Source organism: Pseudomonadota bacterium, assembly GCA_038533575.1.
Taxonomy (GTDB): domain Bacteria; phylum Pseudomonadota; class Alphaproteobacteria; order Rhodobacterales; family Rhodobacteraceae; genus Shimia_B.
In genome coordinates this window covers 1,970,882-1,994,212 of the sequence record JBCAYL010000001.1, presented here as the reverse complement: position 1 = coordinate 1,994,212, position 23,331 = coordinate 1,970,882, and the positions used below count along the sequence as shown (strand labels likewise).

The 23,331-nt window shown below is 67.6% G+C and carries 27 protein-coding genes; 3 read left to right on the top strand and 24 right to left on the bottom strand.

All coding sequences use genetic code 11. The features are described from left to right. Window positions 1-7: 7 nt before the first annotated feature. The 7 genes from AAFM92_10070 to AAFM92_10040 form a co-directional block, all read right to left on the bottom strand. A complete protein-coding gene (locus AAFM92_10070; GenBank protein ID MEL7300717.1) occupies window positions 8-982 on the bottom strand; it encodes an alcohol dehydrogenase catalytic domain-containing protein in 975 nt (324 codons plus the stop codon). Next, window positions 979-1,722, bottom strand: a complete 744-nt coding sequence (locus AAFM92_10065) for an SDR family oxidoreductase (GenBank protein ID MEL7300716.1) — start codon at window positions 1,720-1,722, stop codon at window positions 979-981. The genes AAFM92_10070 and AAFM92_10065 overlap by 4 nt, the downstream gene beginning before the upstream one ends. Window positions 1,723-1,724: 2 nt before the next feature. Beyond that, entirely contained in the window at window positions 1,725-3,032 is a 1,308-nt protein-coding gene (hisD, locus tag AAFM92_10060; protein MEL7300715.1) for a histidinol dehydrogenase, read from the bottom strand. Window positions 3,033-3,044: 12 nt separating this feature from the next. Further along, complete coding sequence (locus AAFM92_10055; protein ID MEL7300714.1) at window positions 3,045-4,376, bottom strand: TRAP transporter large permease; 1,332 nt, start codon at window positions 4,374-4,376, stop codon at window positions 3,045-3,047. Window positions 4,377-4,390: 14 nt separating this feature from the next. Further along, window positions 4,391-4,906 carry a TRAP transporter small permease gene (locus AAFM92_10050; GenBank protein ID MEL7300713.1) on the bottom strand — a complete coding sequence of 172 codons (516 nt, stop codon included), beginning with the start codon at window positions 4,904-4,906 and terminating at the stop codon, window positions 4,391-4,393. A 99-nt stretch (window positions 4,907-5,005) separates the two neighbouring features. Continuing rightward, the gene (locus AAFM92_10045) at window positions 5,006-6,151 is read right to left on the bottom strand and encodes a TRAP transporter substrate-binding protein (GenBank protein ID MEL7300712.1); all 1,146 of its coding nucleotides are present in this window, start codon (window positions 6,149-6,151) and stop codon (window positions 5,006-5,008) included. A gap of 22 nt (window positions 6,152-6,173) precedes the next feature. Then, the gene (locus AAFM92_10040; GenBank protein ID MEL7300711.1) at window positions 6,174-6,365 is read right to left on the bottom strand and encodes a hypothetical protein; all 192 of its coding nucleotides are present in this window, start codon (window positions 6,363-6,365) and stop codon (window positions 6,174-6,176) included. Window positions 6,366-6,519: 154 nt separating this feature from the next. Here AAFM92_10040 and AAFM92_10035 point away from each other — a divergent pair, with 154 nt between their 5' ends. Both AAFM92_10035 and AAFM92_10030 read left to right on the top strand, forming a co-directional pair. After that, the gene (locus tag AAFM92_10035; protein MEL7300710.1) at window positions 6,520-7,548 is read left to right on the top strand and encodes a LacI family DNA-binding transcriptional regulator; all 1,029 of its coding nucleotides are present in this window, start codon (window positions 6,520-6,522) and stop codon (window positions 7,546-7,548) included. A gap of 156 nt (window positions 7,549-7,704) precedes the next feature. Continuing rightward, window positions 7,705-8,451: a cyclic nucleotide-binding domain-containing protein gene (locus AAFM92_10030; GenBank protein MEL7300709.1), complete on the top strand. Its 747-nt coding sequence runs from the start codon at window positions 7,705-7,707 to the stop codon at window positions 8,449-8,451. A gap of 92 nt (window positions 8,452-8,543) precedes the next feature. Here AAFM92_10030 and AAFM92_10025 read toward each other — a convergent pair whose 3' ends face one another. Beyond that, a complete protein-coding gene (locus tag AAFM92_10025) occupies window positions 8,544-9,575 on the bottom strand; it encodes a glycosyltransferase family 2 protein (protein ID MEL7300708.1) in 1,032 nt (343 codons plus the stop codon). Between the two features lie 238 nt (window positions 9,576-9,813). On the opposite strand from AAFM92_10025, the gene AAFM92_10020 reads away from it, so the two are divergent. Beyond that, a complete protein-coding gene (locus AAFM92_10020; protein MEL7300707.1) occupies window positions 9,814-10,809 on the top strand; it encodes a putative sulfate exporter family transporter in 996 nt (331 codons plus the stop codon). Here AAFM92_10020 and AAFM92_10015 read toward each other — a convergent pair. From AAFM92_10015 to fliE, 16 genes are all read right to left on the bottom strand, one after another. After that, window positions 10,806-11,021 (bottom strand): hypothetical protein, encoded by a 216-nt coding sequence (locus AAFM92_10015; GenBank protein ID MEL7300706.1) that lies wholly within the window; start codon window positions 11,019-11,021, stop codon window positions 10,806-10,808. The genes AAFM92_10020 and AAFM92_10015 overlap by 4 nt on opposite strands. A 21-nt stretch (window positions 11,022-11,042) precedes the next feature. After that, the gene (locus tag AAFM92_10010; protein MEL7300705.1) at window positions 11,043-12,203 is read right to left on the bottom strand and encodes an EscU/YscU/HrcU family type III secretion system export apparatus switch protein; all 1,161 of its coding nucleotides are present in this window, start codon (window positions 12,201-12,203) and stop codon (window positions 11,043-11,045) included. Then, complete coding sequence (gene fliR, locus AAFM92_10005) at window positions 12,196-13,014, bottom strand: flagellar biosynthetic protein FliR (GenBank protein ID MEL7300704.1); 819 nt, start codon at window positions 13,012-13,014, stop codon at window positions 12,196-12,198. The genes AAFM92_10010 and fliR overlap by 8 nt, the downstream gene beginning before the upstream one ends. A 5-nt stretch (window positions 13,015-13,019) precedes the next feature. Further along, a complete protein-coding gene (gene fliQ, locus AAFM92_10000) occupies window positions 13,020-13,286 on the bottom strand; it encodes a flagellar biosynthesis protein FliQ (protein ID MEL7300703.1) in 267 nt (88 codons plus the stop codon). A gap of 3 nt (window positions 13,287-13,289) precedes the next feature. After that, complete coding sequence (gene fliP, locus AAFM92_09995) at window positions 13,290-14,042, bottom strand: flagellar type III secretion system pore protein FliP (protein ID MEL7300702.1); 753 nt, start codon at window positions 14,040-14,042, stop codon at window positions 13,290-13,292. Next, entirely contained in the window at window positions 14,039-14,341 is a 303-nt protein-coding gene (locus AAFM92_09990; GenBank protein ID MEL7300701.1) for a flagellar assembly protein FliO, read from the bottom strand. The genes fliP and AAFM92_09990 overlap by 4 nt, the downstream gene beginning before the upstream one ends. Before the next feature lie 69 nt (window positions 14,342-14,410). Next, window positions 14,411-14,689, bottom strand: a complete 279-nt coding sequence (gene fliN / locus AAFM92_09985; GenBank protein ID MEL7300700.1) for a flagellar motor switch protein FliN — start codon at window positions 14,687-14,689, stop codon at window positions 14,411-14,413. A 44-nt stretch (window positions 14,690-14,733) separates the two neighbouring features. Beyond that, entirely contained in the window at window positions 14,734-15,759 is a 1,026-nt protein-coding gene (fliM, locus tag AAFM92_09980; protein MEL7300699.1) for a flagellar motor switch protein FliM, read from the bottom strand. Between the two features lie 5 nt (window positions 15,760-15,764). Beyond that, window positions 15,765-16,319 (bottom strand): flagellar basal body-associated FliL family protein, encoded by a 555-nt coding sequence (locus tag AAFM92_09975; protein ID MEL7300698.1) that lies wholly within the window; start codon window positions 16,317-16,319, stop codon window positions 15,765-15,767. Between the two features lie 8 nt (window positions 16,320-16,327). Further along, window positions 16,328-17,188, bottom strand: a complete 861-nt coding sequence (locus AAFM92_09970) for a flagellar hook-length control protein FliK (GenBank protein ID MEL7300697.1) — start codon at window positions 17,186-17,188, stop codon at window positions 16,328-16,330. Window positions 17,189-17,592: 404 nt separating this feature from the next. Continuing rightward, window positions 17,593-18,060, bottom strand: coding sequence for a hypothetical protein (locus AAFM92_09965; GenBank protein MEL7300696.1), 468 nt, complete (start codon window positions 18,058-18,060; stop codon window positions 17,593-17,595). Continuing rightward, the gene (locus AAFM92_09960) at window positions 18,057-19,412 is read right to left on the bottom strand and encodes a FliI/YscN family ATPase (GenBank protein ID MEL7300695.1); all 1,356 of its coding nucleotides are present in this window, start codon (window positions 19,410-19,412) and stop codon (window positions 18,057-18,059) included. The genes AAFM92_09965 and AAFM92_09960 overlap by 4 nt, the downstream gene beginning before the upstream one ends. Next, on the bottom strand, window positions 19,409-20,227 hold the full coding sequence (locus tag AAFM92_09955) for a FliH/SctL family protein (GenBank protein ID MEL7300694.1): 819 nt from the start codon (window positions 20,225-20,227) through the stop codon (window positions 19,409-19,411). Before AAFM92_09955 ends, AAFM92_09960 begins: the two co-directional genes overlap by 4 nt. A gap of 13 nt (window positions 20,228-20,240) precedes the next feature. Continuing rightward, the gene (fliG, locus tag AAFM92_09950; GenBank protein MEL7300693.1) at window positions 20,241-21,275 is read right to left on the bottom strand and encodes a flagellar motor switch protein FliG; all 1,035 of its coding nucleotides are present in this window, start codon (window positions 21,273-21,275) and stop codon (window positions 20,241-20,243) included. After that, window positions 21,272-22,966, bottom strand: coding sequence for a flagellar basal-body MS-ring/collar protein FliF (gene fliF / locus AAFM92_09945; protein ID MEL7300692.1), 1,695 nt, complete (start codon window positions 22,964-22,966; stop codon window positions 21,272-21,274). The genes fliG and fliF overlap by 4 nt, the downstream gene beginning before the upstream one ends. A 52-nt stretch (window positions 22,967-23,018) precedes the next feature. Next, window positions 23,019-23,324, bottom strand: a complete 306-nt coding sequence (gene fliE / locus AAFM92_09940) for a flagellar hook-basal body complex protein FliE (protein MEL7300691.1) — start codon at window positions 23,322-23,324, stop codon at window positions 23,019-23,021. Between the last annotated feature and the right edge of the window lie 7 nt (window positions 23,325-23,331).

The following is a 23,331-nucleotide window of genomic DNA, read 5'->3' as shown; positions in this document are numbered from 1 at the left end:
GGGCTTGTCATGGTTTGAGAATGATCTTCGGGGCAGGCGCGAGGCCAGCCTTGATATCGGCAAAGGCGCGGGCGCCGTCGGCGAGGGCGCGTTCTTCGTACCAGTCTAGTGCACCGAGACGCCCGCTGAACATGGCCGCGCAGGCATCGCGAAAATCCTGCGCGGTGTAGGTGTAGGTCCCGATGAAGGTGATTTCCTGGAGCGTGAGCCGCCTGATATCGAGGCCGCCCTCGCTGCTGCCGAGGCCGATATGCACGATGACACCGCCCGGGCGCACAGAGGCCGAGGCGGTCGCGCGGGTCGCGGCATAGCCCACCGCATCGACGACGAGCGGCACGCCACCCTGCGGCGCGGTGTCGATCTCGATCCCGCAGCGGTCGCGCAGATAGGCGGCGCGGGTCTCGTTCGGTTCAGCCAACGTCACCGCGTCCACCCCCATCGCCCGCAGCGAGAGCGCCGCGGCCAGGCCGATCGCGCCGCCACCGATCACATGGGCGCGTCCGCGGTCCGCCGGATGCTGCGCCGCGAGCCCCAGTCGCGCCGCGTGCCAGCTCACGGCGATGGGTTCGGCGAGCGCGGCCATCTCCATCGATACGTCGTCGGGGATTGGGACGAGATTGCGCTCGGGTATGGCCACCAATTGCGCAAAGGCCCCCTCGCGCGGCGGCATGGAGATGATCTGCCGCGCAGGATCGAGGTTCTCGCGGCCCGAGCGGCTGGCGGGGCTCTCGGGATCGGTGACAAGGGGATTGATAGCCACACGCCGCCCGTCCCACGGGCCGCCCACCACCACGCCTGCCGCCTCGTGCCCGAGGATGAGGGGCGCGGGGCGTCGGTCATCGTGGCCCAGATAGGCGTGCATGTCCGATCCGCAGATGCCCACCGCCCCGATCCGCACGAGATGCTCGGATGCCCCGGGCGACGGGTCGGGCACCTCGCGCAGCTCCAGTGTTTCCACCGCGGAATAGACCAGCGCTTTCATTTCGCGGTGAACCCTCCGTCGACCATGAGCACCTGCCCGGTAACGTACCGGCACGCATCCGAGCAGAAGAAGAGCAGCGGCCCGTCGAGATCCTCCGGCTCGCCGTTGCGCCCGATGCAGGTTTGCGCCGCATTGCGCGCCGCGCGGTCCGGGTCGTCGAAGACCGCCGCCGTGAGCTCCGTCCGGAAGAAACCTGGCCCGATGGCATTCACGTTGATCCCGCGCGCTGACCAGGCTTCGGCCATGGCGCGCGTGAGCTGAGCGATGCCGCCCTTGGAGGCACCATAGCTCAGCCCGCCGGGAAAGGCGCGGGAGGATTGCAGGGAGGCAAAGGTCACGATGCGGCCCCACCCCTTCGCCGCCATCGCGCCAGCGAGGTGCTGGGACAGGAAGAAAGGCACTGCGAGGTTGAGACCCAGCGTGAGGTCCCAGCCGTGGACTGTGACGTCGTCAGCAGCTTCACGCGTGTTGACCCCGGCGGCATGGACGACGATGTCCGGCGCGCCGAACGGCAGAGCGGCTTCCTCGGCAAGCTCGGTCAGGCGCGAGCGGTCCGACAGGTCCCATGGCAATGCGGAGACGCCTTCCACCGCTTCCAGCGCCTCTGCGCGGCGCGCCACGCCCACCACCGCGGCCCCGGCGCGTGCGAGTACCTCCGCCGCGCGGCGCCCGAGGCCGGAGCTTGCCCCCGTCACGAGGGCCACATGGCCGCTGAGGTCTGGGTGAAGGGCAGACGACATGCTCAGTCTTCGGCGGTCAGATCGAAATTCTCGCCCGGGAAGAACTTGGCCAGCCGGATATCGGCGGTGCGCGCATGGGCCTCCATGCCTTCGAGCCGGGAGATCCGTGCCGTCGCTTCGGCGATGGGCTTCATGGCGTCTGCGTTCGAGCGCTGCCAGGTGACGATCTTCATGTATTTGTGGACGCTGAGGCCGCCGGTATAGGTCGCCGCCCGGGACGTCGGCAGTACGTGGTTTGTGCCCGATGCCTTGTCGCCGAAGGCCACCGTGGTTTCCTCCCCGAGGAAGAGCGAGCCGTAGCAGGTGAGCGTTTCGAGCCACCAGTCGAGGTCTTCGGCCATGACGGTGAGGTGCTCTGGTGCGTATTCGTCCGATGTCGCGGCCATGTCGGCGCGATCAGCGCAGAGGATCACCTCGGCATAGTCGCGCCACGCCGCCGTTGCGTTCTCGCGATTGAGCTCGGGCAGATCATCGATGAGCACGGGCACGAGGCGCATCACCTCTTCAGCCAGCGTGCGGTCGTCTGTGACGAGCCAGACGGGGGAGTTGTAGCCGTGCTCGGCCTGACCCACGAGGTCGGTCGCCACCACCATCGGGTCGGCGGTCTTGTCGGCGAGAACGAGGCTGTCCGTGGGGCCCGCGATCATGTCGATGCCCACGCGCCCGAAGAGGATGCGCTTCGCTTCGGCCACGAACTGGTTGCCCGGGCCCACGAGGATGTTGGCCCTGGGCAGCCCGAAGAGGCCGAAGGTCATGGCGGCGACGCCCTGCACGCCGCCCATGGCCATGATCTTGTCGGCGCCGCAGATATGCGCGGCATAGACGATCGCAGGCGCGATGCCGACGTCCGGGCGGGGCGGGGAGCAGGCGACGATGTGCTTGCAGCCCGCCACCTTCGCCGTGGTCACCGTCATGATCGCCGAGGCGATGTGGCTGTAGCGGCCGCCCGGCACGTAGCAGCCCGCCGCGTCCACCGGGATCATCTTCTGACCCGCGACCATGCCCGGCACCACCTCGACCGAGATATCGGTCATCGATGCCTTCTGTGCCTCCGCGAAGCGCTTCACATTGCCATGGCTGAACTCGATATCGCGCTTCAGCTTCTCGGGCACGCGCGCGATTGCGGCCTCGATCTCCTCGGCGGTCAGGAGAACGTTGCCGTCGTACTTGTCGAACTTGGCCGCGTATTCCATGGCTTTCGCGTCGCCGCCCTCCTCGATGTCACTGAGGATGCCGCGCACGATCTCGTTGACGTCCGAGGCGCCGCTGCGCGCGGTGAGGGAGGCTTTCTTCAGATACTCGCGGGTCATGGGGTCGGGTTCCTATCGATAAACATCGGGAAGAAGAGACGTGGAGAAGGCGGGAATGTAAGCGATCATAAGCGTCACGATCAGCATGAAGAAGACGAAGGGGATGGCGCGGTAGGCGATCTTGAGGATCGACTCCCCCGTGATGCCGGAGACCACGAAGAGGTTGAGCCCCAGCGGCGGCGTGATGAAGCCCACGCCCAGCGCCGTGATCATCATGATGCAGAACTGGATCTGGTTCATCTCGATTTCCTGCGCGAGCGGGAAGAGGATCGGGGCGAGGATCACGATGTTGGGTGTCGTCTCCATGACGCAGCCCGCTGCGACGAGGATCAGCACCATGATGGCGATGAGGGCGTATTCGTTGGATGTCATCGACGTCAGCGCCCCGACGAAGCCCTGCGGTACGCCTATGATGGCGAGCGCCTCGGCCAGCGGGATGGAAAACGCGATGATCGGGAGGATGACGCCGTTCACCTTGGCCGAGCTGACGAGCATGGCGGGGAAGTCGCTGAGCTTCAGCGTGCCCAGCATGAAGCCCATGGCGATGGTGACGACGACGGCGACGGCGCCCGCTTCGGTGGGCGTAAGGCGACCCGAGAAGATGCCGTAGAAGATGATGCCGGGGACGAGGAAGGCGTACCAGCCGCTCTTGAGCGCCCCCCAGAGGTTCGCGCGCCATTCCGCCGCCGTCATGATCCCGCCGCCCTCCCAGAGGTTCAGCCGGTTCATCACCACGTTCGTCACGAGGATAGAGATGAGGATGAGAAGGCCGGGAATGACCGCCGCGAGAAAGAGCGTGGAGACGGCGATCCCGAGGACGAGGCCGATGATGATGTAGGCAATGGACGGCGGGATCAGGATGCCGGTGCAGGCGCCCGCGGCCACAAGTGCGCAGGCATAGGGGCGGGGGTAGCCGCTCTCCACCAGCCGGTCGATGGTCATGCGGCCCACGGCAGCAGCCCCCGCCGCATCAGAGCCCGAGATCGCCGCGAACATTCCGCAGACGAGGACGGTGGCCGAGCCGAAACCTCCCTTGGCCCAGCAGGTCAGCGCCTCGGCCACGTCGAGGAATTTCCGACTGAGCCCCGTTCGGACGAGCACGTCACCTGTCAGGATGAAAAGCGGCACGGCCGTGAGCGCGAAGGCGTCGATGCCGGAGAAGAGCTTTTCGCCGACAAGGCTCAGCGGCAAGGCGCCGGACATGACGAGCATGAGCACAGTGGCGGAGCCGATGGCAGCCCAGACCGGCACGGCCAGCGCCACGAGGACGACGAAGAGAATGACGGAGGCGTAGAAATCCCAGCCAAGTTCGAGGGTCTGCTGCCCGAGTTGCTGCCACATCATGGTCCCGGCCCTCCCTAGTCGAACAGCTTGTCGCCTTCGTAGACGGGGCGCCCGTTACGAAGGTCAGAGATGTCGCGCAGGAAGCCCTGCACGAGGCGGAAGACGACGAGCGCGAAGCCAAACGGCACCGCGAAGAGGAAGAAGTACCGCCCGATGCGCAGGCCATCGGTGACGGACTGGAACTTCCACGAGACATGCAGCGCCTCCCACGACCAGTAGATCGCGATGAGCGCGATGATGAACATCACGATGTCCCCGAAGATGTAGAGCAGCGTCTTCAGCGTCCGCGGCAGGTAATGCATGACCACGTCGATGCGGATATGGCCGCGCTCCTTCACCGCCGCCGCCGCGCCGATCCAGGCGAGGTAGATGAAGGAATACCGCACGATCTCCTCCCCCCAGATGGAGGAATATGCGAAGACCTCCCGCCGCACGACCTCGATGAACATAGTGCCCACGAGCATCACGTAGAAGACGAGGAGGAGCCACCGTTCGGCATTGGCATCTATGGCGCGGTAGATCTGGGACATGGGGGCCTTCCTCCCGCCGCGCAGGCGCGGCCGGGCAAATGTGACGTCTGCAGAGTGGTGTGCGGGCCGGCGCGTAGGGCACGCCGGCCCGCAGGGCGCTTACGCGTCGTGGACGTAGTAGCGGCTCGCCGTACCGGCCGCTTCCTCGAGCTTGGAGAAGGTCTCCATGGAGCCCGCGAGATCGACCTTGAACTGGTCCCATTCGGAACGCTGGAAGCCGCCCGCCTCCTGCCATTCGGCGAGCTGATCGTCGGTCAGGGAGTGGAATTCCACGCCGTTAGCGATGAGCTGCGACATGGCGTAGGAACGCGCCGACGGCACCTTGGCGAGGTTCTGCTGCTGCGTGACTTCGCCTGCGAACTCGATGCCTTCCTTCACGTCCATCGGCATGGAATCGAACCACTCCGCGTTGACGGAATAGACCTGGCTGTCCGGCACGGCCTGCGTGAAGGTCACGTGAGAGAGGATCTCGCCGAAGCCGAAGACATGGAGCGCGCCCACCGACGGGTCGAGCGCATCGGCCACGCCCTGGCGGATGGCCGACGGCGTCTCGCCCCAGGCAACCGGCGTCGGGTTCGCGCCCACGAGGCCATAATACTGCTGAAGCATCGCGGAGCCCGGCACGCGGAACTTCACGCCCGCCATGTCGCCGGGCGTGATGATGGCGTTCCCGCCCTGCCGCACGGCCACGACGCGGGGGTCGATGACGATGTACATCAGCGCCTTGAAGCCCGAGGCCGCGATTTTGGGATCAACCTCGGATTTCCATGCGTCCGACGTCGTCAGGTTCGTAAAGCGCTGATTGGAGCCGCAGAAGTAGGGCAGGTTGATGAGGTCCACGACGCTCGCGAAAGGCGCGAAGTTCGACAGCGAGTGCTGCGCGCACTGGATCGTGCCGCCCTGCACCGCCTGCGCCAGCGCGCCACCGGCGCCAAGCTGTCCGCCGGGGGCGAGCTTCACGTAGACCTTGCCGTTGGTCATGTTCTGGATGTTCTCCTTGAGGTCCAGCTGCATGATCGGGTAGGAGCGCGAGGCCCCAAGCACATAGGCCGTCGCCAGCGTCATGACGTGGTCCGCTGCGGCCTCTCTGTCGCGCTCTTCAGCGGCGGTCTGGGCGGCTGCCTCACTGGACCATAGCGTCCCGCTCGCCCCGGCCAGAACGGCCGCCGTGAACGCGCCGGCCCCGCTGAGCTTCAGGAAATTTCGGCGCTCGGCCGAGGCCAGCTCCTTGTGGGTCTTGTCCATGTCAAATCCTCCCTTTGGACGCTTATTCTGTGTGGTCTTGTTTTGATTTTTCCCGCGCTTCGCTGCGCAGAATTCCGATGGAAAATGCGATGGCGGCCCCGAAGAGGATCAGCATCTCCGCGACGATCCCGACGGGGGCCGAAGGCCCAAAGGCGCCGAGGGCGACATTGGCGACAAAGGCCAGCACCAGCACGGCTGCGATCACGTATGGCATGTATCCTCCCGGACCCCCTGTATCAGGTGAGTCGTGACAAATGTAAGCGCTTACATAAAATCGGGCAAGCGTAACATTCCCCGTGATCGACCCGCCCCTTTTGTGCATAGCTCAGGCGGCGCGATCTGCGCGCAGACACAAGGCGAAGAGATCCATGGCACAGCCGACCTCAGACGGCGCAATCCCCACCCTGGCCGACGTGGCTGCCCGCGCGGGTGTCTCCACGGCCACGGTGTCGCGGTGCTTGAACTCGCCGGACCGGGTCGTGCCGGACACGCGCGAGCGCGTCCTCAAGGCGGTGCGCGATCTCGGCTATGCCCCCAATTTCGGTGCACGCGCGCTCGCGGCCAAGCAGACCAACACCGTGGGCGCGGTGATCCCCACCATGGAAAACGCGGTCTTCGCGCGCGGTCTTCAGGCCTTTCAGGAAGAGCTCGGCCGCCATGGAAAGACGCTCCTTTTGGCCTCCTCGGCCTACAACCAGACCCTCGAGGACGAGCAGGTGCGCGCGCTCGTGGCGCGGGGCGCCGATGCGCTCCTCCTGATCGGCTATGACAGGAGCGCGGAGCTCTACGGCTTCCTCGATACGCAGAAGATCCCGGCCCTCGTGGCGTGGTCCTTCGCCGAGAAAGAAGCGCGCCCGGCCATCGGTTTTGACAACGTGAAGGGGATGGCGGAGCTCGCCCGCTTGGTCCTGACGCGCGGCCACCGTCACATCGGCTGCATCACTGCGCCAACGGAGACCAATGACCGCGCCCGCGGGCGAGTGGAGGGCATCCGGCTGGCGCTCGGTGAGGCAGGGCTCGATCCTGCCTCGCTCGTCACCGTGGAAACCCCTTACGGCATCGAGAACGGCGAGACCGCTTTCCGAGAGGTCATGGCCATGGCCCCCGAGACGACCGTCGTGATGTGCGTCAACGACGTGCTCGCCATCGGCGCCCTGCGCGCCGCGCGCGAGATGGGGCTCAAGGTGCCTGAGGACGTATCGATCACCGGGTTCGACGATATCGAGATCGCAATGCTGGCCAAGCCCTCGCTCACCACGGTCCACGTCCCCCACCGCGAGATGGGCCGCCGCGCCGCCGGGATGCTGATCCAGATGCTACGCTCGGGCGAGGCGGGGCAGCGCATGGAGCTTCCGACCGATATCCGCCTGCGTCAGACCCTCGGCACCGCGCCCTAGCGCGCGACAGCCCGGTCTGGAGGGCGCATACGGGGCAGCCCGAGGCTCATCCGTAACTGCCTCCGCCAACATCTATCATTGCGTCATGACCGTCTCGGTGCCACGCATGATCCTGATCCCCCGCCCTGTATGTTCCGGTGGATCGGAAATGTGGCCATGACCCAGTTTATCGATGCATTTGCCCTGGCCGGCATGGTCGGCGTCTCGTTTTACCTCAGCAGCTATTTCTTGCTGCAGGCCGGCTATATCCGCGGCTCTGGCTTTGCTTATGTCTGGATGAACCTCGCGGCGGCCTCGTTCGTCCTCGTCTCCCTCTTCGCGAATTTCAATCTCTACTCCGCCATCATCCAGGTGAGCTGGATCCTCATTTCGGTCTTTGGTCTCACACGGCTCTTCCTGAGGTCGCGCGCGGTCAAGTTCTCACCCGAGGAGGCCGCCTTCGTGCAAGACAAGCTCGCCCATATGCCGCGCATCAACGCGCGCCAGTTCCTGAACGCCGGGCATTGGCTGGACGTGGCCGAAGAGACCGTCCTCATCGAGGAGGGCGCGCCTTCAACGGCGCTCTTTTATCTCAAGAGCGGCGCGGCCCGCGCAGAGAGCGAGGGCCGCGTGCTGGCCCATGTGGCGGCCGGGAGCCTGCTGGGCGAGATCACCGTGCTGAGCGACGAGCCCGCCACCGCCCGCGTGGTCGCCTCCCCGGGTACGCGGCTTTTCCGGATGAGCCGGACGGCCCTGCGTGCCCTCGTCGACAAGGACCCCGAACTGCGCGATCAGGTCCACGTGGCGCTGACCCTCGACACACGCAGCAAGATGATGGCCGTGAACCAAGCCACCAAGGAGGAGCAGCGCCGTAGCGAGCTGGCCATGGGTGAGCCGAGCCGAAGCGCAACGCCCGAGGCGTGAGCCTTCCAGCCCTTACTCAAAGCCGCGAGCGGGGCGCGCGATTGTGGGCGAGAGGTTGATCGGGCGTTTCTTTCACACTGGCCCACTGGACCCTAGTCAGCCGCGGAGGCCCTCGCTGCCGCCACCTGTTTCATGAGCTGGCGGGCATCGGCCGCAGTGGGCGGCGTGCTGTCCCCGGCGAGCTTAAGTCGGAAGGCAAGGCGCGCCGCCTCCACGTCCGACGCGAGCGCCCGGGCCCGCGCGTCATGGGCCGCGCGACACGCCCTATGGGCCTCCGCCACCCCCGGAAGCGCCATCAGGGCGTCGTAGGTCGCGCGGGTCGCGGGGAGCATCCCCGCGATGCTGCGCTCCTCCAGCATGTTCCAGTTGCGCTCCAGCCAATAGGTCACGCCGATCTCGCGCGCCTCGTGGTTGGGCAGCCCTCGGCTCCGTTTGACCATGAACTCATCCCGGGACCTGAGCGAGTAATGGTTGAGCCACGCCTGCCGTTTGCCGCGTACGAGCCCGTAGAGAGAAATGGCATTCTGCGCCGTGTCGAAGCCGCGGGGAAGGGGGGCACCGTCGGGCCCCGTCCAGACGGTCGCTTCGCCCTTTCGGCCACGCGGGCGGTGCACGCCGGGCTTCTGAAAGGCTGCCGGTCGATGCAGCGTCTTGAAGAGATGCGCGAGGGGGAAGTGCAGATCCTCCGCCGCCCCGCGCAGAAAGCGCTCCGGCGTGAGCCCATCGCGCCATGTCTCTTGCCCACCTGATCCGAAAAGCCGCCAGGGGAGGGCAATGGCATCGCCGCCGAAAGCCTCGATCAGCGCCGCGATGTCCGCCGACCCGTCGAGGCACAGGAATTCGTCCACATCGAAGAAGAGCGCCCAGTCGGCGGACTGGTACTCCGCGTGCCGCGCCGCATGGGCCAGCGCCTGCCACTGGACAGCCTTGCCCAAAGTCCGATCGAAAGGGACATGGGCGATCCGCGGATCGGCCGTGAGCGCATCCATCAGCGCATCTGAGCCATCCGTACAATCGTGGGTCAGGACGAGCATCTTCCCAAAGCCCGCCGCGAGGTGATGCGCCAGCCATTCCACGAGGTAGGGGCCGTCATCCTTCAGACAGGTGAAGCCTAGCGTCTTCACGGCGCGCTCCTTGATTGCATCCTTGCTGCCCCTGACTATGCCCTGCGCGTCCCGAGTGCGCGCACCCCGTCGCGCTGCGCCTCGCGCTGTGGCTTTTTTGTTGCGCCCGCGTGCCGTGCGGGCCGGTGACTGGGTGGCGTGGCGCGGTGCGGAGAGCCACGGCGAGATTGACAGAGGGCTGCCTCTCGCGACACACCTGCCTCCGGCGACCGACCCAACGAGACCAACGAGGCCCCGCATTTTCGCTCGAGTACAGGCACTCCTTCCGGGGATCATCCTCGCCGCCGTCGTTGCGGGGGCGGCGGCGTTCGTCTCCGCCAATGTGGGCGGCCCGGTCATGCTCCTGGCCTTGCTCATCGGCATGGCGCTGGCCCCGGCCATCGAAAAAGGCACGAAACCGAGCGCCGGGGTCCTCTTCGCGTCGAAGCGCATCCTGCGCGTGGGCATCGCCCTTTTGGGCGCGCGTGTCGTGTTGGGGGACGTCGTCGCGCTGGGCTGGAGCGTGGCGGCGCTCGTCATCGGCGGCATGGTCTGCGCGATCGCGATGGGCGTCTTCGCGGCGCGGGCGCTCGGGCATACGCGCCAGTTCGGTGTGCTTCTCGGCGGTGCCACCGCCATCTGCGGCGCATCGGCCGCGCTCGCCATCTCCGCGGTCCTGCCCCGGGGGCCTGAACTCGAACGTCAGACCGCGTTCACGGTCATCATCGTCACGTCGCTTTCCACGGCTGCAATGGTCATCTACCCGTCGCTTTTCCAGCTCTTCGGGCTCGAAGATCGCGCCATCGGGATCCTTCTGGGCGCCACGATCCACGACGTCGCGCAGGTCGTCGGGGCGGGCTTTGCCGTCTCCACCGAGGCCGGCGAGACGGCGACGATCGTGAAGCTTTTCCGCGTCGCGCTGCTCCTGCCGGTCATCTTCATCATCGGGCTCGTCTATGCCGCTTCGCGCGACGGGCCGGCAGGGGACAAGCCGCAGCTCGTCCCGGTCTTTCTTCTTGGCTTTGCCGCGCTTGTCGTCGCGAACTCCATCGGGCTCGTACCCGCCTCCTTCGAGACGGCGCTGCGCACCCTGTCCCAAGCCTGTCTTGTGACCGCCATCGCGGCGGTGGGCCTCGCGACGCCGATCAAGGACGTGACAGAGGTGGGCTGGGCGCCTCTCGGCGCCGCCGTGGCCACCACCGTGGCCCTCCTTGTCTTTTGCCTCGCTGGACTGCTCTTTTTTCTGCCCAGCTAGGGTCGCCGACGCTCCTCCCCGCGGCTCGAGATCGCGCGCGCGATGATGTGGCGCGCGGCGCCTGCGAGGCTGGCCGTACCTGCCAGCGCGAGGAGCGCGTTGCGGGGCCACGCCTCCAGCGTCGCGTTGCCGAGGAGCCAGAGCCCCACGCCGAGAAAGCAGAGAGTGGAGATCATGTCTCCCGTGGAGGGGCGGTGGGATGGGTCTGACACGGGGGGCAGCTCCCTTGCTGATTACCGGGAAGATCGGGACGGTCGGGACGCGGGGCGCCCGAACTCATCGAAGAGCAGCTCCTCGGGCAGGCTCACGGCCGGAAGCGGGCCCGCCATCCCGCGATCGAGGCGCCAGACATGGGCGAGAACGACGGCGACCGCGGCGTAGAGCGCTTCAGGAATCTCTTTCCCGAGGGTCCCGTGGAAGAAGAGCGCCCGGGACAGCGGCGGGACGCGCAGCGTTTTGACCGTCGCGAGACGCCCCCGGCGGATGAGTTCCCGCGCGAGGTCGCCCTTGCCCATGGCCACGATGATCGGCGCCTTGCCGGAGGCCGGATCATAGCGCAGCGCGACCGCGAAATGCGTGGGGTTCGTGATGATGGCGTTGGCACTCGGCACGTCATCGAGGGCCTTGCGCTCCGCGGCCCGGCGCGAGGCGTCGCGCTGTCGCCGACGCTGCTCGGCCTTCTGCTCAGGGGCGCCCTCGGCTTCCTTCACCTCGTCCTTGATCTCTTGCCGCGACATCCGGAGCTGCTGCGTGTTTTGATGGATCTGCCAGACGAGATCGATGGCCGCGATGAGCAGGAGCCCCACGAGCACACCGCCGAGAAGCCGCAGCATGGCCGTCCCGAGCAGGGCGATGGCATCGCCCGTCGATTGTGAGGCGGCGGTCTCGAAGGCCGGGTAGAGCGGCCAGACCGCGATGAGGCCCGCACCCAGAAGCAGGAGCACCTTGAGCGTTGCCTTAGAGAGCTCCACCAGCGCGCGCATGGAGAACATGCGCTGGAAGCCCTTGAGGGGGTCGATCTTCTCGGGCTTGAAGCCGATGGCCTTCGTCGCGAAGTTGAGCCCGCCCACGCCGGCCTGCGCCGCAAGGATCACGGCGATGAGCGGCAGACCGATCGCGGCCGCGGCGGCCGTCCATGCGAGAAGGTAGCCGGTGCGGGCGATCAAAAGACCATCGAGCGCCGTGCCCGGCGAGATCACGAAGCCCTGCGCCCAGAGCCCGGCGAGGCCGGGGAGCTGGGCTCTGCCCACGAGGTAGATGAGCGTGGCTGTCGCTAGCGTCACGAGAACGAAGACCTCCGTCGAGGTCACGACCTGCCCGTCCTTGCGCGCGTCGGCCCGCCGCTTCTCGGTTGGTTCCTCGGTCTTCTCCTGTCCGTCCTGAGCCTCAGCCATCCGCGGCGCCGAGGAAGAGAGCGGCGAGGCGGGCGAGCGCGTCGTCCGTCAAGGCGGCGAAGGCCGCGCCGAGGCCCGTGGCCGTGAGCAGCAGCAGCACGAGGGTGGCGCTCATGGTGAGCGGAAAGCCGAAGGCGAAGATGTTGAGCTGCGGCGCCGAGCGCGTGATGACACCGATGACGATGTTGAGCACGAGGAGGATGCCCACCACGGGCATCATCACGCGTGCCGCCCCGGCAAACATTTCGCGCGCGGCGTCAAGGCCCGCGCCCGTCAGTTCGGCGCCGTTGATCGGCGCGGCGATGGGGATGAGGCGGTAGCTCTCCAGCACGAGCCCTATGGCCGCGAGATGTCCGTCCTGGCTGAGGAAGATCGCCAGCAGAAAAAGCGAGAAGAATTGCCCGATGACCGGGGACTGCGTGCCGGTATTGGGGTCCACCTGCGCCGCGAGGCCCAGACCCGCCGTGTTGGCGATGCGGTCCCCGGCGATGACGGCGATGGCGAAAAGGATGCTGAGCACCAGGCCCGCGCTCAGCCCAAGCGCCATCTCGCGCAGGGCCCAGACCACCGCGCGCGTGCTCGCGAGCGTCTCGGGATCGGGGAGCGGGACGCGCCCCATGAGAGGGAGCGCGAGACAGACCGTCAGAACGATGCGCACCTGCAGCGGAATGAAGCGCGCAGCAAAGAGCGGCGCGGCGAGAACGAACGCCCCGATGCGCAGCATCGCGAAGAAGAATTGCAGCAGCACGCCGGACACCTCGCTCAGGGCGAGGCCGGGAAGGCCGGAGGCACTTGGCGTGAGATCCAGCATCCGCCTCACCGGATCGACGCGATAGTGTCGAATATATGCGAGAAGTAGTCGCTCAGGGTTCCGAGCGTGAAGCTCGACATGAGCGCCATGGTCAGGATCACCACCCCCATCTTCGGCACAAAGGAAAGCGTCGCCTCGTTGATCGACGTGGCCGCCTGCAGGATCCCGATCAGGAGGCCCACCCCGAGCGCCACCAGCAGGACCGGCCCCGCCGTCAGCAGGATGTTCCAATAGGCCAGCTGCAAATGCTCGATATTGGCGTCGAACTCCAAGGCTCAAAGCACCCCCTGAAAGGACGACGCGAGGGAGCCCATCGTGAGCGCCCAGCCATCTACGAGCACGAAGAGCAGGAGCTTGAAGGGCAGCGAGACGATCATGGGCGACAGCATCATCATGCCGAGCGCCATGAGGATCGAGGCGATGACCATGTCGATCACGAGAAACGGCAGGAAGAGCAGGAAGCCGATCTGGAAGGCCGTCTTTAGTTCGGAGGTGATATGCGCGGGCAAGAGCACCGAGACAGGTACCTGCGTCGGATCGGCGAAGGGGCCCGCCTCGCTGAGCTCGGAGAACATGAGCAGATCGTTCTGCCGCGTATTGGCGAGCATGTAGCCGCGCAGGTGGCCCCAGGCCGTCTCGATGGCCACGTCGGCGGGCATCGCGCCGTCGAGATAGGGCGAGACCGCGCCGGTGTAGATGGCGCTGAGCACGGGCTGCATGATGAAGAAGGTGAGAAAGAGCGCGATCGCGATCAACACCTGGTTCGGCGGCGTCTGCATGGTGCCCAGCGCCTGCCGCAGGATCGAGAGCACGATGATGACACGGGTGAAGGCCGTCATGCCGAGCACGAGGCCGGGGAGGACCGTGAGTGCCGTCATCAGCGCGAGGAGCTGGAGCGAGAGCGAATAGGTGGTTCCGCCCTCGCCATCGAGCGAGAGCACGGGCAGGCCGGCTTGCGCGGCGGCAATACCGGGCAGCGATGCGATCAGGGCCGCGCCCACCAGCGGGACAAGATGCCGGGCGATCATTGCGTGCGCTCCGCCAGCCCACCCTCGCAAAGCGCCGGAGCTTCTGCGTCGTCGAGGGCGTGGATCGCCGTGCCCGAACGGGGCCCGGTCACGATGAGGAGCCGCGCGCCATCCACATTGAGCAGGACGGCCCGCGCGTGGCTTCCGAGGCCTTGCACCTCCGCCACCTCGAGCCTCCGGCGCTGCTTCAGGCGCTGGGCGATCGGTGCCCGGTTGAGCCGCACATAGAGCCATACGCCCAGCAGCACGGCCAGGAAGGCAGCTATCGTCAAAAGGCGGTCGGGGCTCAGAACGTCCACGGTGCGGCGGCTCTCTGCAGGGGCGGGTCGATGGCAAGCCTGCAGAGTCCGTGCCATTTGGCGGCAGTTTTAGAGATTTTCGAGGCGTTCTCTCGCTTCCACGATCTCGCCGAAGCGGATGCCGAATTTCTCGCCGACCACGACCACTTCGCCGCGGGCGATCTTGGTCCCGTTGGCGAGGATATCGAGCGGGTCGCCAGCCATGCGGTCGAGCTCGACCACCGCCCCCTCGTTGAGGCGCACGAGGTCCTGCAGGCTCATCTGTGCCTGCCCCACCTCCACGGTGACATTGACCTTCACGCGGGCGAGGAGGCCGATGTCAGGGAAGCGCGGCTTCTGGTCCGGCATGACCTCGCCGTCCTGCAGATCGTTGGGAGCGTCGGGGCTATCGGTCATTCGGGATCCTCCTCGGGGCGTGGGGCATGGCACTTGTGAAGCAGGGAGACGGCCGCTCGGCCGCCCTTCTCGCCGGGCTCCACGTCAAAGAAGGGCATCCCCTCGACGAGGAGCTGCGGGCGCAGGTGAAGATCGATGGGGATGACGAGCCCGGGCGCGATCTCCATGAGCTGCTCGAGCTGGATTTCCGGAGTCGCCAGCCGCGCCGTGACCGTGAGCGGGACCTGCATCACCGCCTGCGTGAGCCGGGACTGCCAGAGGAGATCGGCCGTTGCAGGGTCGGTCTGCATCGGCGACCGCAGCTTCGCGGCGAGGGGCTTGAGCGCCTGCACCGGGTAGATCATGTCGAGCGTGGCGGGCTCGACGCCCGGTAGCTGCACGTTGAACGAGGTCACGACGACCTGCTCATCCGGCTCCACGAAGCTCGTGAACTGCGCGTTGTCCTCGTGGACCGGACGGGAAAACGTGAGGCGGTAGAGGTCAGACCATGCGCTTTCGAGCGCGCGGTGAAGCGCTTCGGTGCAGAGGCGGACGACCCTGTTCTCGCTTGCCGTGAATTCCGAGCGGCGATTGCCGAGATAGGCGATATCTCCGCCATAGTAGCCGTTGGTCATCAGAGAGACGAAGTCGGGCTGGAGCACCGTGAGCTGGCTGTTGCGCAATTCGTCCATGCGGGCGGTCGTCAGGCTCACGAAGCTGCCAAGACCGCGCGAATAGTCGTCGAAGGTCCGGACTTCGGGGGCGGAGGCCGTGATCCGCGGCTGCGTCCGCAAGAACGGGACGAACACGGAGCGCGCGAGGCGGCAGAAGCGCTCGTTGACCATGCGCAGGCCCTGATAGTTGCCCATGACGGCGAGGTCGTCGCTGCCAAAGGTGAAGAGCTCCACCCGCTCGTGCCCGATGGGCTTGGCGCGGTCAGGCGACGTGTCCTTGCTGCGCAGCTCGTCCACGAGCGCATCGAGCTGATCCGTACGCAGGCCCTGCGTCGCGCTGCCCGCGGTCTCTTTTTCCTCATCGGCCATGGCGGCTACTGCATCACGAAGCTCGGGAAATAGACGCCCTCCACGCCACCAAAGCCCTCAAGTGCTTCGAGCCGAATATTCATGGCGTCGCGCAGCGCTTCGGCGAGCGCGTCGCGCCCGTTCTGCCCGGTGACATCGTCCTCGGTAAAGCCACTCATCACCGCGAGCATGTCGGACTTAAGCGCGAGCTCGTGGGTCTCGATGTGGGAAATGACGGTGTCATCGTACTGCGTGGAGATACCCACCCCGATTTGCAGGAAGCGCCGCGAGCCGCGCAGGTTTGTCGTCAGGGGCTCGGCGAATTCATGGTAGCGGGTCTCGAAGGCGGACCGGTCCGGCAGCGCGCGCGGGACCCGCTTGGCGCCATCCGCACCCACCCCGCCTTCGCTTTCGATCAGTTGGAGGATGTCACCGGAGGCAGGCTCCTGCTGCCCCGCATAGAAGATGCCGCCCGCGAAGCCGCCGCCGCCGAAGAGCAGGCCCACAACGAGCACGATGAGAAGCGTCTTGAGGAGCCCGCCCTTCTTCTTTGGCGGCGCGTCGGCGGTGGTATCGGTCATGGTGATCCTCAGGCCAGAAGATTGACGCTGGCTGTGTGCCTTGATGATGCAGTCGCCGCGGCGGAGGGCCCGCCCGGTTGCAGCCGTTCTTGGGTAGCCGTCGCGCTCTCGGGCAGGGCATCTGGGCTTGTGTTTTCGTCGTGGGTGCCGTGATCGCTGCCAGATCCCCCGTCGGCTTGACCATGGTTCTCGCTGGCGCTGCCGTCGTGGCGCGCCTCGTGGTGGCCCAGGGCGAGCCCCGCCTGTTCCAGGGCTTGCGCGAGGCGCGGTTCGGCCTGCTGGAGCGCTGCTGCGGCTTCCGCCGTTTGCGCGAGGATGAAGAGCTGGGCCTGCCCGTTTTCGACCGCGAGCCGAACCTGAAGCGTGCCAAGGCGCTCGGGCGTGAGCGTGAGTGTCAGCGTGTCCCCGTCTGGGGCAAGATGCGGCGCCAGGTCCTGCACGATCGCCTCCGGCCAGTTGGGCGTGGTCAGGTCGAGCGGAAGCGTGGTGCTCAAGGTCGGCGCGGTGCCCTGCGGCACCGGCGGCCCGTCTCCCGTGCCTGCCGGGGCCGCCACCTGCGGTTGCGTCATGTGGAGTGGAGCGTTGGAAGGTTCAGGGTCTTCGCCGGAGCCGATGAGTGCCCCAAGATTGAGTCCCTCCGCGTCTCGCGCCGCGACCTGCGGTGCACCATCCGGCGTGACCACCACATCGCCACCGTTGCGCCCCCTGCTCTCCGGCACAACAGCCCATGCTGCCTCTCCCGCGTCCAAGGCTGCGAGGCGTCCGGCCCTCAGGGGCTCTGATCCCGCCGCGCGGCCTTGGTCGCTCTGCTCGATGGTCGGTGGTCCGCCCGTCGCGAATTCTGAAGCAGGATGCTCCGCCAGGTGCACGCTCGGCCCGGGAGCGTGCGCCGTGCCCTCGGCAAGGGGGCCGTCAATCGGTGGCGCCCCTGCTGGTGCCGCAGCGCTCTCCCGATGCGGGAGCGAAGACAAAGACCCTGCCGTGTGTGAGGGCATCGCATCCGCCAAGACGGTATCGTCGGCCCCTCTGCCAAGCTCCGGACCGCTTGCTGCATGAGCCGTCATCGCGGCGGGCACGATCAGCGCGCCCTCAGTGCCGGGCGATACCAAGGTCGCTGCGGCTTCCTCATGCACCGCAGGAGCTTGAGCGACCTCTTCGGTCAGGCCGCCGAGGATGGCCAGGAAGGACGTCTCCACCGCCCCGTCCTCTCCCGACGCTGCAGCGGGAGGCGCCGTGGAGGGTCCGCCGGAGGGGCTCAAGAGGTTCGAAGGGATCATGGATGCGGCCGCCGAATGGAACTCGTGTCTCCGTGCTCCTGCAAATGCGATGCCAGCCCGCGGTGGGCCGTGGACGCGTCGCCATGGTCGGCGGTTTGGCGCCGGGCGACGCGAAGGGCCTCCGCGCGCTTTTCCTCGAGGGATGTCGCGCGCTGGGCCACGCGGGCGAGTTCCGCCTCCCGCTCAGCGCGCTCGGTCCGGATACCCGCGAGATCCTCCCGTGTGGCGCGAACCTGCGCGCGCAGCGCATGCGCCATGGCCCGGGCAGAGGCCAGAGCGCCCGGTGTAAGTGCACTGGCCTCTTCCTGCGCGATCTCCGCGAGAAGCAGGTCGAGCTGGTCCGCCTTCTCGAAGGTCCGCAGCTCCTGTCGCCGCAGCGCCTCCACCGCGCCGGTGCAACGCCGGAGCTCGGTTTGTGTCTTCAGGTGCAGGAGACGGAGGAGATGGGCATGTCGGCGGCTCATGCCTGTCTTCCCGCGCCGGGCCCCGCAACCGCCTCGAGCGCCGCGTAGCTCTCCTCCAGCGAGACGCGCTCCCCGTGGGCCTGCGCGAAGAATGTCTCGATGCGGGGCCAGGCCTGCACCGCCTCGTCGAGCGCCGCGTCATGCCCGGGCGCGTAGGCGCCCATGAGCATCATGTCCCGGTTTTCGAGGTAGAGCGCGACGAGGCGGCGGAGGCGCGCGGCCTGCGCGTTTACGTCGGCTGGCACGATGTCCTTCATGACCCGGCTCACCGAGGCCGTGAGATCGATGGCCGGATAGATGCCCATCTGCGCCTGCTTCCGCGAAAGGACGATGTGCCCGTCGAGGATCGCCCGCGCCGTATCGACGACGGGATCGTTGGTCGTGTCATCGCCGTCCGCGAGGATCGTGTAGATCGCGGTGATGCTGCCCTCCCCCGCGAGGCCGGGCCCGGCCCGTTCAATGAGTGTCGGGATCATCGAGACGACCGAGGGCGGGTATCCCTTCGCCGTGGGCTGCTCGCCGAGCGCCAGCCCGATCTCGCGGCGCGCATGGGCCACGCGGGTGAGACTGTCCATGATGAGCAGCACGTCGCGCCCCGCCTCGCGAAAGTGCTCCGCGATGGCGGTCGTGCGCTGGGCGGCGCGTAACCGCAGGAGCGGGGAGCGATCGGCCGGCACGGCCACGACGCAAGTGCGCGCCTGCGCCGGGCCGGACATGACCCGGCTGACGAACTCGCCCACCTCCCGCGCGCGCTCCCCGATCAGGCCCACGAGGATCACATCGGCCTCTGTGGATCGCGCGATCATCTCGATCAGGACGGACTTGCCCACGCCTGATCCTGCCACGATGCCCACGCGCTGGCCGCGCCCGAGCGTGAGCGCGGCATTGATGAGCCGCACCCCGCAATCGAGGGGCGTCGTGACCGGCTGCCGGGCCATGGGATTGAGCGCCGCGCCGCGGATCTTGCGGTGCGCGGTGCAGGCCGGCGGCGGCTTTGCGTCTAGGGGCGCGCCATCGGCGTCGATCACCCGCCCGAGCAGCGCTTCACCTACGGGGATGTCGCTGCTGTCCGGCAGCCGGTGGACCGCGCAATTCGTCACGACACGCGCGCCCGGTTCGTCGAGAAAGAGGAGGTTGCGGCCATGGGCAAAGCCCACGATTTCGCCCGTCACGGTGCCGCCATCCTCCGTTTCCACCGCGCAGCGCGTGCCCGGCGCCGCGGAGAAACCGGCGCATTCGGCGATGAGCCCGTCATAGCGCAGGACCCGGCCGCTGAGCGCTGGGCGCGGCGGATGGGAGAGGCGCTCCACATGGTGTGACAGGCGCGACAAGAGGCTCGGGGACGCGGTCACGGGGCCTGCCTCGTGAGCGTGTCCACGCAGATCACATCGCCGAGGATCAAGCGCAGGTCGCCCCGCGCGAGGGTATCATCGGCCTCGAAACTTGCCTCGCCCAGCCCCTTGGCCTTCTCAAGATGGGGCGCGATGGCGGCGAGATCGTCGGGATTGAGCGCGATCCGGGCCTCGGACGTGGCATTGGCCAGATCACGGCAGAGCGTTGCAATGCGCGCGAGGAACGCATCGGGCAGGGCGTCGATCGCCTGCCCCGCTCGGTCGCTGGCGAGGCGGAGGACGGCCTCCTCGATCCGGGCCGCCAGCGTGGTCTCGGCCTCGTGGATCGAAAGCGTGAAGCTCTCCATGAGCGCGGTGAAGGCATCCCGCGCTACCTCCAGGCGAGCCTCGGCCTCTGCCTCCGCAGCGGCGCGGGCGTCTGCGGCGGCGGCGCGCGTTGCGGCGTCGATCTCCGCGAGCGCCAACGTTCGGCCCTCCTCCCGCGCGGCTGCCTTGATGGCTTCGAGATCGAGCGTCGCGGCGGCGGGCTTGGCCTTGAAGTCCGGCTCGCGTTCTTCGGGGTCTGGCGTGCGGGGCGGGGCGGCGCCCGCCTCTGAGGTCGGCGTCGAGGTCTCGAACGTCAGAGGTGTGAACCGGTGGGCGGGCAGCGGCGGCAGGGTGGGGCCACCCTCGGCCGGCGTATCGGGGAAGAAATCGGCCTTGTTGCGCTTCAGAAGCGCCCGGATGTCACGCGTGGAAAGGAGCTCCGGCCCTGATCTGTCCTCTCCGGTGGCCGCGTCCTCGTGGGCGTTCTGCGCGTCTGCCTTCGTCGACATGGCCCCGCGCGCCCTAGATAAGCTTTTCGCCGCCGCGACCGGCGAGCGTGATGGTGCCTGCATCCGACAGGCGCCGCGCGATGGCGATGACCTGCTTCTGGGCCTCCATGACCTCGCTGAGGCGGACCGGGCCCATGGCTTCCATCTCGTCGCGCATGTTGGCCGCCGCGCGCTGGGAGATACAGCCGAGCAGCTTCTCTCGCAGCGCGGGCGCGGCACCCTTGAGCGCGAGCACGAGGACGTCGTTCTCCACCTCGCGCAGCACGGTCTGGAGCGCGCGCTCCTCCGACTTGATGAGGTAGTCGAAGACGAAGAGATTGTCCTGAAGGTCGTTCGAGAGGCCTTTGTCCTGTTTGCGCACGTCCTTCATGATGCGCTCCTCCATTTCCTGGCGAGTAAAGTTCATGATCCGTGCGGCGGCCTTCACACCGCCCATCTGGGAGGCCCGCAGAGTGGTGTTGTCGTTGAACTTGGCCCGCATCACCTCTTCGAGCGAAGCGAGCGCTTCGGGCTGCACGGTGTGGAGCGTGGCGATGCGCTGGATGATGTCGGGCTGGCTTTCATCGGGCAAAAGCGTGAGCACCGCTGCCGCCTGCGCATAGTCGAGGGAGGCCACGACGAGCGCGGTGATCTGCGGGTGCTCGTCCACGATAAGCTCGGCCACGGCGGCGGGATCCATCCAGTCCAAGATCTCGATGGGCCGCTCGCTGTTGCGCGGCACGATCCGGGAGAGGACCGATTGCGCCTTGTGGCTGCCCAGGGCGGTGTCGAGGACGCGCCGGACATAGGTCCCGGTGCCGACGCCGAGGCCGCTCTGGCCGCCAACGAAGGAGAGGAATTCGTCGAGCACGGCGTTCACCGTCTCATGGCCGGCGCCCTCGACGGTGTACATCGCCTCGCCGAGAAGCTGCACCTCGTTGGGCGAGAGCGTGCGCAAGATTTGCGCGGCCGTCTCTTCGCCCACCACCATCATGACGATGGCGGCTTTCTGGACGGCGGTGAGCTCCTCGCCGCCGCGTCCCGAGGGCGCGGGCAGGGCGGCTGTCATCGCGCGGCTTCCTCTTTGGGCGTGAGCATGCCCTTGAAGACACCCGCGATCCGGTTGGTGTCGTCATCGGTGAGCTGGCGGACGACATCGATCTTCTCTTCGTAGCTGAGCGCGCCGTCGAGGTCCTCCACCGTGGGGGTCGCCGTTTCGATCCGACGGCGCAGCGCGCTGAAGCTCTCCCCCCGCTGAACCTCGATGGCGTCGCCATAGGCCGTATCCTCGAGCCCCGGCGCGGGCGGCGGCGGCAGGAGCCGGGTCATCAGCGGGCGGATGATGCCGAGAACGACGATGGCGATAATGGCGATCTGCGCAAGGGCACGGCCCAGGGCCGGGAGCCAGGCCGCCTCGTACCAGCGCGCGCCCGCGACGAGCGGAGGCGCAACGACGAAGGGCGCGGAGGCCACGGTGACCACGTCCCCGCGCGCCTCGTCAAAGCCGATGGCGCTTTTCGTCAGCGCTTCTATGTCGGCGCGCGCATCCGCGGGCGTGGTATCAGGGGGCTCCGTTCCCGCGGTCGCCTCGGCGGGGGCCTCATGGAGCAGCACGGCGGCGTGGACCCGGGTGACACGCGCCACCTGGGGTTGGCGGGTCTCCACGCGGCGGCTCACTTCGAAGTTTCGCGTGGTGGAGCTAGTCGTGTTCATTGCCTGCCGCGCCTCGCCTTGCTCGGCGGCCTCCGCGAGCTCGGGCTCGGGTGGCGGCGTGTTGGCGACGGCCCCCGGGATGCCGATGGCCCCGGGGTTGGAGCTCGATTGTTGGGAGGCCTGCTCGCTGCGCAGCGCCGTGTCGGGCGAGAATTCCTCGCTCGTGATCTCGGAGCGCGTGAAATCCATGTCGAGCGTGATCTCCACGGCCGCATTCCCGGCCCCGACGATGGGCGTCAGCAGCGCCAGGACACGCTCGCGGTAAAGGCGTTCCATACGTTGCCGGTGTGCAAGCTGGCGATCGGCGGCGGCCTGGAGTGGATCGGCTTCCTCAATTGTCAGGAGCGTGCCGGCCTGGTCGACGACGGAGACGTTGCCCCGCGGCATGTCGGGCACAGCGGTCGACACCATGCTGACGATGGCCTGCACCTGGCCCTGGTCGAGGGTAAGGCCCGGGGCAAGCTCGAGCACCACCGACGCGCGGGGCGGCTCGGTATCGCGCACAAAGGCCGTCCGCTCGGGCAGCGCAAGGTGCACCCGCGCTGCTCGTACGGGGCGCAGCTCTGCGATCGTCCGGGCGAGATCGAGCTCCTGCATGCGTCGCAGGCGCGCGGCTTCCACCTGCCGCGACGTGCCCATGGGCATGTTCTCGATCGCTTGGAGCCCGTCGGCACTGCCCTGGGGCAGACCCTCCGTGGCCAGAAGCATCCGGGCTTGATGAAAGCTCGTGGCCGGGACCGTCAGCACGCCCGAGGCCGGGTCGAGCCGCGCGGAAATCCCCGCGGCCACGAGCGTATCGAGCGCGCGGGCCTTTTCCGCGGCGGGCAGGCCTGCCTGCACCTGCACGCGCTCCGGCGGTGCCAGAAGGAGCCACGCCGCGAGGGCCAGCACGGCGGCGCCCAGGACAAGGATCGCGGGCAACGCGCGGCGGAGCGCAGGCTGCGTGATCAAGGCGTCGAGCCGTCGGAACACCGCTGGAGCCCTCGGGCCGAGAAGAGCCGGGGCAGCCGTGGGGACCGCGGCAGGCGGTGTGGGGGATGCGTCCATGGACATGGCGTCTCCGGAAAAGATCGTACGTTGTGACGGCGGCGCGGGGTGCTCAGACCGGCATGTTCATGATGTCGCGATAGGCCGAGAGCGCGCGGTTGCGGACCTGCTTGGTCATCTCGAAGCCCAAGGAGGAAATCTGCTGCTCGACCATCACCGAGACGAGATCGTCCGTGCGCCCGGTCTCGAAATCGCGGGCTGCGGCGCTGGCCCGGAGCTGCTGCGTGTTCACGCTGTCGAAGGCCTGTCCCATCCGCGCGCTGAAGCTCGGCCCTTCGGGGGCCGTGGGCGCCGCAGGGGCCGGCCGGTCGACGGCGTGCAGTGCAGAGACCGCGGGGGAGACACCCGTCAGCGCCATCGGAGCC